This is a genomic window from Ruegeria sp. HKCCD3925 (assembly GCF_057221175.1).
In genome coordinates, this window is sequence record NZ_JBWVBI010000007.1 from 106,141 (window position 1) to 118,704 (window position 12,564).

Consider the following 12,564-nt stretch of genomic DNA (forward strand, 5'->3'; position numbering starts at 1 on the left):
AGATCGTTCAATTGATCAGTACGATTAGTGCATCGCACGGTACGCGGCGGGCGACAGTCCGACCTGCTTCTTGAACACGCGTGAAAACGCAGCCTCGGACGCGTATCCCACTTCTGCTGCGGCATCCGCAACGTTCCAGCGATTTTCGGTCAACCCATGGCACGCGATCTGCATCCGCCAGTCCGTCAGGTACTGCATCGGGGTAGTCCCCATCTTTTGTGAGAAAAGCTGCGCAAATGCAGTGCGTGACATTGCTGCTTCTCGCGCGAGCATCGCAACGCTCCACTCCTGCGCCGGAGACTGGTGAAATGCAGTCAGCGCCCGCGAGATGCGCGGATCGGCAAATCCGGCAAGCGCGGCATCATGAGGACTTTGATGTTCAAGGTATGCCCGGATCGCTTGCGCAAACAGTACTTCGGACAGTTTCAGCGCGATCAGGTCACCGCCGATACGAGCACCGGACACTTCAGATCCGATCATGCGCAATGTCGCCTCGATCCAGGCACCCGCTTCTTCACCGTAGTTCTCGATCAGTATAAAAGGTGGCAACCGGTCGATCAGCATATGACCGGTTCCGTTTCGCCCGGCTGGCCCGGTGAATGAGAAATGTCCGCAAATCAGTTGCGTATCGCGCTCGTCTTCCTCACCGCCATAAACCAGGACACCATCGCCTTTGTAGCCTGACAGCTCTAACACCCGCTCAAGGGGCAAGGCATCATAGGGTTTGACTTCATTACACAGCAGCGCATGCGGCGCACCGTGGGGAATAAGAATCAGATCACCCTGCCGCAACCGCAAGGTCTCGCCGGTTGTTGGCAGGTGCACCTTCAATTCACCGCGTTGCACAAAGTGAAACCGGGCCACGTTCTCGAAGCCCGGCACCTGTATCCCAAACGGCGGAGTAAAGGATGTGCGGAAATAAAATGTGCCACGCAGAGACAGGCGTGTAAGGATATCGCTGAGAAGATCTAACATGAGCCAACGATACGGCTTGGCCCGGCGGCGTCCATACCTTCGAACGATCTGCATGCATATTTGCATGATCTGCAATCAAAACCCCCGCCTGAGCGGGGGTTCAATACGGTGTTAACTTACGCGCGGACCAATTTCTCGTAATCTTCGGCGATTTCGCGGGTCAGATCGCCGACCTCGAAGGTATAATCGCCGATCTGCCCGACAGGTGTAACCTCGGCTGCAGTGCCAGTCAGCCAGCATTGCTCGAAATCGGCCATCTCCTCGGGACGGATCCGACGTTCATGAACAGTGATGCCCTTGTCTTTCAGCATCTGGATCACCGTCTGACGAGTGATGCCGTTGAGGAAGCAATCGGCCAGCGGGGTGTGCACTTCGCCATCCTTAACGAAGAAGACATTTGCCCCCGTCGCCTCGGCGACGTTGCCATTATAGTCCATGAACAAAGCGTCCGAGCAGCCTTTGGCCTCAGCTTTGTGTTTGGAAATGGTGCAGATCATGTAAAGACCTGCTGCCTTGGCATGGACTGGAATGGTTTCCGGACTGGGTCGTTTCCACTCGGCAATGTCCAACTTGGCGCCTTGCATCTTAGCGTCACCGTAATATGCACCCCAAGGCCAAACAGCGATGGCCATCCGAACCGGATTCTTGGCGGACGCCACACCCATATCCTCGCCCGAACCGCGCCAGACCAGCGCACGTACATACGCATCTTGAAGACCACTGGCTTTGAGCGCTTCTTCCTTGGCGGCCTCGATCTCATCGACCGAGTATGGCATCGGCATATCCAGCGCCTCTGCCGACGCGATTAGGCGTTCGGAATGTTCGCGGCTTTTGAAGATCTTGCCGTTGTAAGCGCGCTCACCCTCGAACACCGAAGACGCATAATGCATCGCGTGGGACAGGATGTGCACATTGGCCTCACGCCAGGGCACCAATTCGCCATCCATCCAGATGACACCGTCGCGATCGTCATATCCAGCCATGCGAAACCTCCTGAACCGGTCGATATTTCCGAATGTTGCGCCGTTTAGGTCCGTATCGGACACAATGTTGCGCAAAAACTGCGATTCGATACCTGTGCGCTCTTGGAATGTCAATAAGGCTGACATAAAGTCAGGTTATATTGCGAATGAGGCCCAACATGACCGACATCCGTCCCGCCCCGGTCTTTGGCGGAGAAAGCCTGTTGTTTCTGACAGATGAACAACTGAGGCAGGGTATCGAGGCTATGTTTTTTGCCTATCGCGGCTTTACCGCTGATCCGGACCGTATCCTGACTGAATTGGCCTATGGCCGTGCTCATCATCGGGCCATCCACTTCATCAACCGTGCGCCAGGAACGACGGTGAACAATTTGCTGGCCATATTGGGTGTCACGAAGCAATCGCTGAATCGCGTCTTGCGCAGCCTGATTGAAGATGGGTTGGTCGAAAGCCGGGTCGGAACAGTGGACAAACGCGAACGCCACCTATTTCTGACGGATAAAGGAAAGGCACTCGAGGCCAAACTATCTGACGCCCAGCGCGCCCGGATGCGTGCGGCCTACAAAGATGCGGGCCCCGAAGCGGTGGCCGGGTTTCGCAAAGTGCTTGAAGCGATGATGGATGCTGATATGCGTCGTGCATATACGAAACTGCGGGATACGACTTCATGAGCGAAATGGACGCCCATCTTCTGATCGTCGACGATGACGAGCGCATTCGCGATTTGCTCAAGAAATTCCTGATGCGCAGCGGGTTTCTGGTGACCTCAGCGCGGGATGCAGCCCATGCGCGGCGGGTTTTGTCGGGACTGGATTTCGATCTGATCGTGCTGGATGTGATGATGCCCGGTGAGGACGGTGTGAGCCTGACCCGATCTCTGCGCGACACCCATTCCACCCCGATCCTGCTGTTGACGGCCAAGGGCGAAACCGAGCATCGGATTGCCGGGCTGGAGGCAGGCGCCGATGACTATCTGGCGAAACCATTCGAACCCAAAGAGTTGCTGCTGAGAATCAATGCCATTCTGCGTCGGATGCCGGAAACGCCTGCGCAGGATACGGCGGCGAAGATTCTGCATCTTGGTCCAATTCGCTATGATATCGAACGCGGTGAGATGTGGCAGGGCGAAGATCCCGTCCGCCTGACCGCGACAGAGAGCCAGCTGATGAAGATATTCTCGGCCCAGCCGGGTGAGCCGATCAGCCGCGCCAAACTTGTCGAGTATTTGGGTCGTGACAAGGGTCAGGCGCAGGAGCGCGCAGTGGATGTACAGATCACACGATTGCGCCGGAAGCTTGAGCAAGATCCGAAGCAGCCGCGCTATCTTCAGACCGTGCGCGGTGCAGGCTACATGCTGGCGCCGGATTGATTTAACCGCTGTGCGGCGTTTATTTACCTCTGGCACAGAAATTACTGGCCAGATGAAGATGGAATCCTGATGAAAACCGCTTTGTTGACCCATGCAGACTGTCTTGATCACGTAACTCCGCAGGGTCACCCGGAACGCGTAGCCCGGCTGGAGCATATCCTACATGCACTGGAAGATCTTGATCTGCAGCGCGTGACGGCTCCTTTAGCAGCTGATGACGATCTGTTGAGGGTGCACCCGCAGAGTCACATTAGCGATATTCTTGGCCATAGACCCTTGGATGGGTTCAAACAGATTGACGGAGACACGTTCATGTCGCCAGGCTCGGTCGATGCGGCCTATCGTGCGGCGGGTGCGGCGGTGCGGGCCGTTGATTTGGTTCTGGGCGGTGAAGCACCGAACGCGTTTTGCGCCATTCGTCCACCGGGACATCATGCCGAGACCGAAACGGCCATGGGATTCTGTCTGTTTGGCAATGCCGCGTTGGCTGCAAAGCACGCACTTGATCATCATGGGCTGAGCCGGGTAGCGGTTGTCGACTTCGACGTGCATCACGGCAATGGCACGCAAGACCTGCTGTGGGACGAGAAACGCGCCTTGGTGATCACCAGCCAGCAGATGCCCTTGTGGCCCGGCTCGGGCCGCCCGGATGAGACCGGGGCCTATGAGACGGTTTTGAATATTCCTTTAGCCCCAGGCACAGGCGGAGCGGAGATGCGGGCCGTTTATGAAACGCAAGCTTTTCCACGACTGCGGGAATTCAAACCAGAACTGATCATTATCTCTGCCGGGTTCGACGCGCATCAGGATGATCCGTTGGCCAATCTCAACTGGTCCACCGGCGATTTCGCCTGGATCACGGCGGAGCTGTGCAAGATTGCTGATGAGGTGTGTGATGGCCGTATCGTCTCGACTCTGGAAGGCGGGTATGATCTGAACGCACTGGCCGAGGCGACACGCGCCCATGTGGAAGAACTGATAAAGGCAGCACGATGACCGATACCCCAGTTGAACAGATGACGTTCGAACAAGCGATGAAAGAGCTTGAGGCCGTGGTTGGCCAGTTGGAACGTGGTGATGTGGCGCTGGATCAATCGATTGCGCTGTACGAACGTGGCGCCGCATTGAAGAAGCGCTGCGAGGATGAGTTGAAGCGTGCTGAGGAAAAAGTGGCCGCGATCACTCTGGACGCAGATGGCCAGCCAACCGGGACGACGCCTGTCGAAGGTCAGTAAATGTTTCGTGAAAAGCTGGCACAGGATGCCGCGCTGATTCAGAGCCATTTCGATCTGGTTCTGAGCGCGCTGGATGATCTGGATGTGACACGGGCCATGGCCTATGCCACCGAGGGCGGCAAGCGTCTGCGAGGGTTTCTGGTATTGGAAAGCGCGCGGTTGCTTGGCGTCGATACAGCTCGGGCAATCTGGCCAGCGACAGGTATCGAAGCGCTGCATGCATACTCTCTGGTCCATGACGACCTGCCTTGCATGGATGATGACGACCTGAGGCGTGGACGCCCGACGGTGCACGTGAAATGGGATGAGGGCACCGCCGTTCTGGCCGGGGATGCGCTGCAGACACTTGCGTTTGAGCTTTGCGCTCGACCAGAGGTTGGAAACGCTGAAATACGCGCTGAACTGGCTCTAACGCTGGCAAAAGCGAGCGGCGCACAGGGTATGGTTCTGGGTCAGGCGCTGGATATCGCCGCTGAGACGGCGGCGGAGCCGCTGACACTGGATGAGATTACACATCTGCAAGCGGGCAAGACCGGTGCGTTGATCGAATGGTCCGCCTGCGCGGGTGCGCGATTGGCGCAGGCCGATCCCACCCCCTTGCGCCAATATGCCCAGGCGCTTGGGCTTGCCTTTCAGATCGCGGATGACATTTTGGATGTCGAAGGAGATGCCGAAAAGGCCGGAAAGCGGCTGCAGAAAGACGCCGAGGCGGGCAAAGCGACCTTTGTCTCGCTACTGGGTCTGGACGCCGCCAGATCCCGTGCAATTGAGCTTGTGGATCAGGCTTGTGCTGCGCTGGACGAACATGGCCCCGCTGCAGAAACCTTGAAGCAGGCTGCCCGCTTCGTTATTGCCCGGGACAGCTAAGCCAGGAACGCCAAATGTCTGACCGCCCGAATACGCCCTTGTTAGACCTTGTGAGCCGCCCAGCGGATCTGAAGCAGTTTTCAGATGCGCAGTTGCATCAGGTCGCACATGAGTTGCGGGCCGAGACGATTTCAGCAGTGTCGGTGACCGGAGGGCATCTGGGCGCGGGTCTGGGTGTCGTCGAGCTGACCACGGCGCTGCACGCGGTATTCGACACGCCACGAGACAAGATCATCTGGGACGTAGGTCACCAGTGTTATCCGCACAAGATTCTGACAGAACGCCGGGACCGAATTCGCACCCTGCGCACAAAAGACGGCCTAAGCGGATTCACCAAGCGCAGTGAAAGCGCCTATGATCCATTTGGCGCTGCACATTCCAGTACCTCGATCAGTGCCGCGCTAGGCTTTGCTGTCGCGCGTGATCTGGGCGGCGTTACGCCTGAAGGGCTGGGCGATGCGATCGCTGTGATCGGCGATGGCTCTATGTCCGCCGGCATGGCCTTTGAGGCGATGAACAACGCAGGCCACCTGAAGAAACGCTTGATCGTAATTCTCAATGACAATGAGATGAGCATTGCACCGCCGGTGGGTGCCCTATCGAACTATCTATCGCGCATCTATGCCGAAGAACCGTTTCACGATCTGAAAGCTGCTGCCAAAGGTGCGGTGTCGTTGCTGCCGGAACCCTTCCGCGAAGGGGCAAAGCGCGCCAAGGATATGCTGAAGGGCATGGCCATGGGCGGGACGCTATTTGAAGAGCTCGGCTTTTCCTATCTTGGCCCGATCGACGGGCATGATCTGGACCAGTTGCTGCCGGTTCTGCGTGCGGTCAAGGCGAAGGCAAGCGGACCGATCCTGATCCATGTGCTGACCAAGAAAGGCAAGGGGTATGCCCCCGCCGAACAGGCCCGCGACAAGGGTCACGCGACCGCCAAGTTCGATGTGGTGACGGGCGAGCAGAAAAAGGCGCCTTCGAACGCGCCTTCCTATACCTCGGTCTTTGGCACGACACTGGTCGATGAAGCAGCGCGGGATGACAAGATCGTCGCGGTTACAGCCGCGATGCCGGACGGGACCGGGCTGAACCTGTTTGCCGAGCGCTATCCGTCGCGCTGTTTCGACGTAGCGATTGCCGAACAGCATGGCGTGACCTTCTCGGCTGCGTTGGCCGCCGGGGGAATGAAGCCTTTCTGTGCGATGTATTCAACCTTCCTGCAGCGTGGCTATGATCAGGTTGTGCATGATGTGGCGATCCAACGCCTGCCGGTGCGATTTGCCATCGACCGTGCGGGTCTGGTTGGGGCAGACGGTGCGACCCATGCGGGGTCGTTTGATATTGCTTACATGGCCAACCTTCCGGGTATGGTTGTCATGGCGGCTGCAGATGAGGCCGAATTGATGCACATGGTCGCCACTGCGGTGGCACATGACGATGGCCCGATCGCTTTCCGGTATCCTCGCGGCGAAGGAGCGGGCGTTGATCTGCCCGAGCGCGGAGAAATATTGGAGATCGGCAAGGGCCGATTGATCCAGAAAGGTGCCCGGGTGGCGCTGCTGTCTTTCGGTACGCGGCTGGCCGAAGTGCAGAAAGCAGCAGAGGCGCTGTCGGCGCGCGGGATCAAGCCCACCATCGCCGATGCACGCTTTGCCAAACCGCTGGATCGGGACCTGATCCTTGATCTGGCTGCCAATCACGAGGCACTGATCACCATCGAGGAAGGGGCCATCGGCGGCTTTGGCAGCCATGTTGCGCAATTGCTTGCGGATGAGGGCGTGTTTGACGAAGGGTTGAAGTATCGCTCGATGGTGCTGCCGGATATCTTCATCGATCAGGCGAGCCCGGCGGATATGTACGCCGTCGCAGGAATGAACGCAGAACAGATCGAGGCAAAGGTGCTTTCGGTTCTTGGCGTTGCTACAATCGGTGAGAAACGCGCCTGATATTCGGGTGTTGCCGCCCCTGGATGCTGAAAAAATAAGCAGTTCAAAAATGATCTAGGTCAATTCCTTACACGCTGTGCTACGCTAACACCCGAGTCAGGCAGGCCAACCCCTGTCGATCACTCAAAGGTCGCGAGCGAATGAACAAGCTAGCCAGCCGACGCGCATTCCTGAAAGGGAAAGTGCTGCGCGAGGATACATCAGCCATCCACCCACCGGGTGCGGTGACCGAGTTTCTTGAGCTTTGCACTCAATGCGACGAATGCCGCGAGGCCTGCCCTGAAGATATCATCCGTTTCGACGCGCAAGGCTGGCCTGTTGTGCAATTGGACGCAGGCCCATGCACATTTTGCGGTGATTGCGCCAATGCTTGCCCGACCGGGGCGCTGAATCCTGAACACGTGGCTGATTGGCCTTGGCGCGCTGCGGTGTCGGCCTCTTGCCTGTCGATGAATGGTGTCAGCTGTCGGGTCTGTCAGGATGTCTGCGACCACAATGCGATCCGCTTTCGGCTGCAAACCGGTGGTCGTGCTGAACCCCAACTCGACACCGATATTTGTACCGGCTGTGGCGCTTGTGCCAGCGCCTGTCCTGCCGGTTCTGTCAGCTTTGAACGCCACACCCCGCCCACTCAGGAGGTAGCCTTATGAATATCTGTGGATGCCTCGTCCATGTAACCCCCGAAACCACGCAGAGTGCACAGGCCGCGATTGCAGGTACAAACGGGGCAGAAGTTCACGCGGCATCCGAGGATGGCCGCATTGTTGTTGTGGTCGAGGATACGCCGGAAAAAATGGCGTCTGAGACGATCATGGATCTGCATCAGATCCCGGGTGTGATCTCTCTGACCCTGACCTACCACCATTTCGAAGACCTCGCGGAGACCCGTCCGCACCTTAATGCTTCTCGCCAGATCTAAAGCCGGAGACCCATGTCATGACCATCTCTGAATCCCGCCGGACCTTCTTGAAATCAACCGCCGCTGCTGCGACAGCATCAGCCGCAGGACTTCCCCTTGCGACCGGACAAGCCAGCGCTCAGGTCGGCAACCCTGATATCCGTTGGGACAAAGCCGCCTGCCGGTTCTGCGGCACCGGATGCTCGGTTCTGGTTGGCACCAAAGACGGGCGCGTGGTCGCCACGCAAGGCGACCCGGATGCGCCGGTGAACCGCGGTCTGAACTGTATCAAGGGCTATTTCCTGTCCAAGATCATGTACGGCAAAGACCGCCTGACCACGCCGATGCTGCGCAAAACCAACGGCGAATATGACAAGAACGGTGAATTCGAACCCGTCAGCTGGGACGAAGCGTTCGACGTCATGGCTGCCAAGTGGAAAGAGGCCCTTGCCAAGAAAGGCCCGACCAGTGTCGGCATGTTCGGTTCGGGCCAGTGGACCGTTTGGGAAGGCTACGCCGCTGCCAAGATGATGAAAGCCGGTTTCCGGTCCAACAACATCGACCCGAACGCGCGCCACTGTATGGCCTCGGCGGTTGTCGGCTTCATGCGCACCTTCGGCATTGATGAACCAATGGGCTGCTATGACGATTTCGAGCACGCAGACACATTCGTGCTCTGGGGCTCGAACATGGCCGAGATGCACCCGATTCTGTGGTCACGCCTGACCGACACACGTCTGACCAAACCGGGATCCGAAGTGCATGTACTGTCGACCTATGAACACCGCTCGTTCGAGCTGGCCGACAATGGAATGGTCTTTGCGCCGCAGACCGATCTGGCGATCCTGAACTATATCGCCAATTACATTATCCAGAACGGCGCGGTGAACGAAGAGTTCGTCAACAAACACGTCAACATCACCAAGACCGCCACCGATATTGGCTATGGCCTGCGCGACAACAACCCGCTGCAGGAAGAGGCCGAGAATCCAAACTCTGGCAAGATGGAGCCAATCAGCTTCGAAGAATATGCCGAAGCGGTATCGGAATACACGCTGGAATACACATCGGAACTCTCCGGTGTTCCTGCCGCTCAGCTTGAGCGTCTGGCCCAGCAATATGCCGACCCCAACCGCAAAGTGATGAGTCTGTGGACCATGGGCTTCAACCAGCACACTCGCGGATCGTGGGTGAACTCGCTGATGTACAATGTGCATCTGCTGGTGGGTAAGATTTCCGAACCCGGAAACTCGCCCTTCTCGCTGACCGGTCAACCTTCGGCCTGTGGTACGGCACGTGAGGTCGGAACCTTCGCTCACCGTCTGCCGGCTGATATGGTTGTGGCAAACGACAAGCACCGCGAGATTTGCGAGACAGCGTGGAAAATTCCTGCGGGCACCATCCCACCCAAACCCGGGTTCCACGCCGTTTTGCAGCACCGCAAGCTGAAGGACGGCGATCTGAATGCCTATTGGGTGCAGTGCACCAACAACATGCAGGCCGCGCCCAATATCAACGAAGAAGGCTATCCCGGTTATCGCAACCCGGAGAACTTCATTGCCGTCTCCGATCCCTATCCTACTGTAACAGCCCTGTCGGCTGACCTGATCCTGCCTACCGCCATGTGGGTCGAGAAGGAAGGCGCCTATGGCAACGCCGAGCGTCGCACCCAATTCTGGCGGCAACAGGTCAAAGCTCCGGGCGAAGCGAAATCCGATCTGTGGCAGTTGATGGAGTTCTCCAAACGCTTCACCGTTGAAGAGGTTTGGGGTGAGGAACTGCTGGCCACCATGCCAGAACATCGTGGTAAGACCATGTATGACGTGCTGTTCGCCAATGGCACGATCGACAAGTTCCCGCTGTCAGAGACCGCAGAAGGATTCGACAACGACGAGTCCGAGCACTTTGGCTACTACGTGCAAAAGGGCCTGTTCGAGGAATATGCCGAGTTTGGGCGCGGCCACGCGCACGATCTGGCCCCATTCGAAACCTACCACCAGGCGCGTGGCCTGCGCTGGCCAGTCGTGGATGGTAAGGAAACACTGTACCGCTTCCGAGAAGGCTATGATCCGTATGTGCCTGAAGGCGAAGACGTGAAATTCTATGGCCATAAGGACGGCAAGGCCAAGATCATCTTCGCGCCATACGAACCCGCCCCCGAGGTACCGGATGAGGAATTCAACCTGTGGCTCTGCACCGGGCGTGTGCTGGAACATTGGCATTCAGGTTCGATGACCCGCCGCGTGCCCGAATTGCACCGCTCCTATCCCGCCGCCGTTGTCTACATGCACCCGGATGATGCGCGCGACCGCGGTCTGCGCCGCGGGCAGGAGATCGTTCTTTCCACCCGCCGCGGCGAAGTTAACAGCCGGGTCGAAACCCGAGGCCGGAACAAAGTGCCGCGTGGCCTGGTGTTCATGCCGTGGTTCGACGAAGGCCAGCTAACCAACAAGCTGACGCTAGACGCAACCTGCCCGCTGTCGAAAGAGACCGACTTCAAGAAATGCGCCTGTAAGGTCGAGCGCGCGTAAAAGGCTGGCAAGGCAAAGGTCGTCCCCATGTCTCGTGTTGGCACACCCCTTTCGCCGCAGCGGCGCCGGTTCCTGCAGGACTCGGCGCGCGCAGCGGGTGGCTGCGTCGCAGCAGGGTCCTTGCTGGCCTGGCTGGCGCGGGACGCACGGGCGTTGCCGGCCGAGGCGTTGCGCCCCCCCGGTGCCTTGCCGGAAAAAGACTTTCTGTCAGCCTGCATCCGCTGTGGTCTGTGCGTGCGGGAATGTCCCTATGACACGCTGAAACTGGCCGAGCTGGGTGTCGATGCGGTGGCCACCGGCACGCCGTATTTCACCGCCCGTGATGTTCCCTGCGAAATGTGCGACGACATCCCCTGTGTCGCTGCCTGCCCGACCGGGGCGCTGGACCCCGGACTGGACAATATCGACGACGCCAAGATGGGTGTCGCCGTTCTGGTCGATCAGGAAAACTGCCTGAACTTCTTCGGCCTGCGCTGCGATGTCTGTTACCGCGTCTGCCCCGTCATCGACGAGGCGATCACGCTAGAAACCGAGCATAATGCCCGCTCGGGCAGTCACGCGATCTTCATTCCGACCGTTCACGCCGATCATTGCACCGGCTGCGGCGTTTGCGAGAAAAGCTGCGTTCTGCCCGAAGCGGCGATCAAGGTGCTGCCCGCCCGATTGGCTCGGGGCAGCAGCGCCGATCACTACCGCAAGGGCTGGGAAGAGAAAGAAGCCAAAGGCGCGCCCGTCGTCGAAGGTATCATCGATTTGCCTGATCGCCTGCCGGGACCGGGCACCGATAACCTTGTCGCACCGGGCGGGTTTGAGCCCAGCTTCAAATTGCCGGAGGTCACTCAATGACCGTCCACACAAACATGCCGCTGGGGCATGAAGCTATCGCCGCCAAAGGTTGGCTGAGTGCCCATAAATACCTGCTGCTGCGCCGCGCCAGCCAAGTGTTCTTCCTGGTACTGTTCCTGTTGGGCCCGTGGTTCGGCCTCTGGATCGTGCAGGGCACTCTGGCCGGGTCGCTGACCCTAGGCGTACTGCCCCTGACCGATCCGTTTGTCTTTCTGCAAAGTCTGATCGCAGGGCACTGGCCCGAGCTGACTGCCGCCATAGGTGCCGTCATCGTTCTGGTGACCTACGCGCTGGTCGGAGGCCGCGTCTATTGCTCGTGGGTCTGCCCGATCAACCCTGTAACCGATGGCGCGCACTGGCTGCACCGCAAGCTGGGTCTGCAAAAAGGCTGGCAGCCCAAACGCGGAACGCGGCTGTGGATCATGGCCACTGTGCTGATCGTCTCTGGCCTGACTGGCGCAATTGCATGGGAACTGGTCAACCCGATCACCATGCTGCATCGCGGGTTGATCTTTGGCATGGGCTTCGTCTGGGCGATGGTCGCCGCGATTTTCCTGTTTGACTTGCTTGTCTCGCGCCATGGATGGTGCGGCCATGTCTGCCCCGTAGGCGCATTCTACGGACTGGTGGGCAGCAAGACGATGCTGCGGGTCAGCGCCGCCAATCGCAACGCCTGTGACGATTGCATGGACTGCTACGCGGTTTGCCCGGAAAACCATGTGATCTCTCCGGCGCTGAAAGGCAAAGACAACCCGCTGATCCTGTCGCCCGACTGCACCAATTGCGGACGCTGCATCGATGTCTGCGCTGAAGACGTTTTCAAATTCACCCATCGGTTCGACGCCCTGACCGTCGCGCCACCGGAATCAACCGCCGCGCCCCAGCCGCGCGCCTCAAGACCTTTTTGAAGGAGTGAG

General features: G+C 58.6%; 13 protein-coding genes. 11 read left to right on the top strand and 2 right to left on the bottom strand.

What is annotated here, in order from left to right; genetic code table 11:
• Positions 1–24 precede the first annotated feature (24 nt).
• A complete protein-coding gene (locus AC2TEM_RS17300; protein ID WP_170408132.1) occupies positions 25–975 on the bottom strand; it encodes an AraC family transcriptional regulator in 951 nt (316 codons plus the stop codon).
• Positions 976–1,091: 116 nt separating this feature from the next.
• On the bottom strand, positions 1,092–1,958 hold the full coding sequence (locus AC2TEM_RS17305; protein ID WP_170398212.1) for a branched-chain amino acid aminotransferase: 867 nt from the start codon (positions 1,956–1,958) through the stop codon (positions 1,092–1,094).
• 158 nt (positions 1,959–2,116) lie between these two features.
• On the opposite strand from AC2TEM_RS17305, the gene AC2TEM_RS17310 reads away from it, so the two are divergent.
• The 11 genes from AC2TEM_RS17310 (at position 2,117) to napH (ending at position 12,555) form a co-directional block, all read left to right on the top strand.
• The gene (locus AC2TEM_RS17310) at positions 2,117–2,629 is read left to right on the top strand and encodes a MarR family winged helix-turn-helix transcriptional regulator (protein WP_170398209.1); all 513 of its coding nucleotides are present in this window, start codon (positions 2,117–2,119) and stop codon (positions 2,627–2,629) included.
• Positions 2,626–3,327, top strand: coding sequence for a response regulator (locus tag AC2TEM_RS17315; RefSeq protein WP_480856334.1), 702 nt, complete (start codon positions 2,626–2,628; stop codon positions 3,325–3,327). The genes AC2TEM_RS17310 and AC2TEM_RS17315 overlap by 4 nt, the downstream gene beginning before the upstream one ends.
• 69 nt (positions 3,328–3,396) lie before the next feature.
• The gene (locus tag AC2TEM_RS17320) at positions 3,397–4,323 is read left to right on the top strand and encodes a histone deacetylase family protein (protein ID WP_170408130.1); all 927 of its coding nucleotides are present in this window, start codon (positions 3,397–3,399) and stop codon (positions 4,321–4,323) included.
• The gene (locus AC2TEM_RS17325) at positions 4,320–4,562 is read left to right on the top strand and encodes an exodeoxyribonuclease VII small subunit (protein ID WP_010443127.1); all 243 of its coding nucleotides are present in this window, start codon (positions 4,320–4,322) and stop codon (positions 4,560–4,562) included. Before AC2TEM_RS17320 ends, AC2TEM_RS17325 begins: the two co-directional genes overlap by 4 nt.
• A complete protein-coding gene (locus tag AC2TEM_RS17330; RefSeq protein WP_170425564.1) occupies positions 4,563–5,429 on the top strand; it encodes a polyprenyl synthetase family protein in 867 nt (288 codons plus the stop codon). It abuts the gene before it with no gap.
• A 14-nt stretch (positions 5,430–5,443) separates the two neighbouring features.
• Complete coding sequence (gene dxs, locus AC2TEM_RS17335) at positions 5,444–7,372, top strand: 1-deoxy-D-xylulose-5-phosphate synthase (RefSeq protein ID WP_170408126.1); 1,929 nt, start codon at positions 5,444–5,446, stop codon at positions 7,370–7,372.
• A 140-nt stretch (positions 7,373–7,512) separates the two neighbouring features.
• On the top strand, positions 7,513–8,022 hold the full coding sequence (gene napF, locus AC2TEM_RS17340; RefSeq protein WP_170408124.1) for a ferredoxin-type protein NapF: 510 nt from the start codon (positions 7,513–7,515) through the stop codon (positions 8,020–8,022).
• The gene (locus AC2TEM_RS17345) at positions 8,019–8,291 is read left to right on the top strand and encodes a chaperone NapD (RefSeq protein WP_170425561.1); all 273 of its coding nucleotides are present in this window, start codon (positions 8,019–8,021) and stop codon (positions 8,289–8,291) included. The genes napF and AC2TEM_RS17345 overlap by 4 nt, the downstream gene beginning before the upstream one ends.
• Positions 8,292–8,308: 17 nt before the next feature.
• Entirely contained in the window at positions 8,309–10,801 is a 2,493-nt protein-coding gene (gene napA / locus AC2TEM_RS17350; protein WP_170398190.1) for a nitrate reductase catalytic subunit NapA, read from the top strand.
• A 27-nt stretch (positions 10,802–10,828) separates the two neighbouring features.
• The gene (gene napG, locus AC2TEM_RS17355) at positions 10,829–11,647 is read left to right on the top strand and encodes a ferredoxin-type protein NapG (protein ID WP_170425558.1); all 819 of its coding nucleotides are present in this window, start codon (positions 10,829–10,831) and stop codon (positions 11,645–11,647) included.
• A complete protein-coding gene (napH, locus tag AC2TEM_RS17360; RefSeq protein WP_170425555.1) occupies positions 11,644–12,555 on the top strand; it encodes a quinol dehydrogenase ferredoxin subunit NapH in 912 nt (303 codons plus the stop codon). The genes napG and napH overlap by 4 nt, the downstream gene beginning before the upstream one ends.
• The last annotated feature ends 9 nt before the right edge of the window (positions 12,556–12,564 follow it).

Excerpts from the sequence above, each read along its gene's own strand:
- AC2TEM_RS17300 (WP_170408132.1), bottom strand. The coding sequence starts at position 975 with ATGTTAGATCTTCTCAGCGATATCCTTACACGCCTGTCTCTGCGTGGC.
- AC2TEM_RS17305 (WP_170398212.1), bottom strand. The coding sequence starts at position 1,958 with ATGGCTGGATATGACGATCGCGACGGTGTCATCTGGATGGATGGCGAA.
- AC2TEM_RS17310 (WP_170398209.1), top strand. The coding sequence starts at position 2,117 with ATGACCGACATCCGTCCCGCCCCGGTCTTTGGCGGAGAAAGCCTGTTG.
- AC2TEM_RS17315 (WP_480856334.1), top strand. The coding sequence starts at position 2,626 with ATGAGCGAAATGGACGCCCATCTTCTGATCGTCGACGATGACGAGCGC.
- AC2TEM_RS17320 (WP_170408130.1), top strand. The coding sequence starts at position 3,397 with ATGAAAACCGCTTTGTTGACCCATGCAGACTGTCTTGATCACGTAACT.
- AC2TEM_RS17325 (WP_010443127.1), top strand. The coding sequence starts at position 4,320 with ATGACCGATACCCCAGTTGAACAGATGACGTTCGAACAAGCGATGAAA.
- AC2TEM_RS17330 (WP_170425564.1), top strand. The coding sequence starts at position 4,563 with ATGTTTCGTGAAAAGCTGGCACAGGATGCCGCGCTGATTCAGAGCCAT.
- dxs (WP_170408126.1), top strand. The coding sequence starts at position 5,444 with ATGTCTGACCGCCCGAATACGCCCTTGTTAGACCTTGTGAGCCGCCCA.
- napF (WP_170408124.1), top strand. The coding sequence starts at position 7,513 with ATGAACAAGCTAGCCAGCCGACGCGCATTCCTGAAAGGGAAAGTGCTG.
- AC2TEM_RS17345 (WP_170425561.1), top strand. The coding sequence starts at position 8,019 with ATGAATATCTGTGGATGCCTCGTCCATGTAACCCCCGAAACCACGCAG.
- napA (WP_170398190.1), top strand. The coding sequence starts at position 8,309 with ATGACCATCTCTGAATCCCGCCGGACCTTCTTGAAATCAACCGCCGCT.
- napG (WP_170425558.1), top strand. The coding sequence starts at position 10,829 with ATGTCTCGTGTTGGCACACCCCTTTCGCCGCAGCGGCGCCGGTTCCTG.
- napH (WP_170425555.1), top strand. The coding sequence starts at position 11,644 with ATGACCGTCCACACAAACATGCCGCTGGGGCATGAAGCTATCGCCGCC.